This window comes from Sphingobacterium composti (assembly GCF_009829075.1).
GTDB lineage: Bacteria > Bacteroidota > Bacteroidia > Sphingobacteriales > Sphingobacteriaceae > Sphingobacterium > Sphingobacterium composti.
The window spans coordinates 1-334 of sequence record NZ_WUQZ01000079.1 but is presented as its reverse complement, the minus strand read 5'-3'; the positions used below and the strand labels follow the sequence as shown (position 1 = coordinate 334).

The 334-nt window shown below is 44.9% G+C and carries 1 protein-coding gene; it reads left to right on the top strand.

All coding sequences use genetic code 11. The features are described 5' to 3' along the window. Nucleotides 1-2: 2 nt before the first annotated feature. The coding region (locus tag GOQ17_RS16150; protein WP_317163291.1) for a group II intron maturase-specific domain-containing protein at nt 3-334 on the top strand (332 nt) is incomplete at its 3' end.

Below are 334 nucleotides of genomic sequence, written 5' to 3'. Positions count from 1 at the left end.
AGATGAAAGCTAGGATTAAAGGACTAACGGGCCGCAGTCGAGGTTGGAGCGATGAACAGCGAATTCTCTACTTGAGGGAATACCTCACAGGCTGGATGCACTACTTTAAACTAGCGGACATGGGGACGAAACTGGGGCATCTGGATATGTGGTATCGCCGTAGGTTACGTATGGTCAAATGGAAACAATGGAAACACAGCAAGTCTAAAATTAGGAACTTGTTACAACTAGGTGTAAGTAAATACAAGGCGTACGAATGGGCACATACAAGGAAAAGTTACTGGCACACAGCAAAAAGCTGGATACTGACAACAACCCTTTCCAACGACTATCT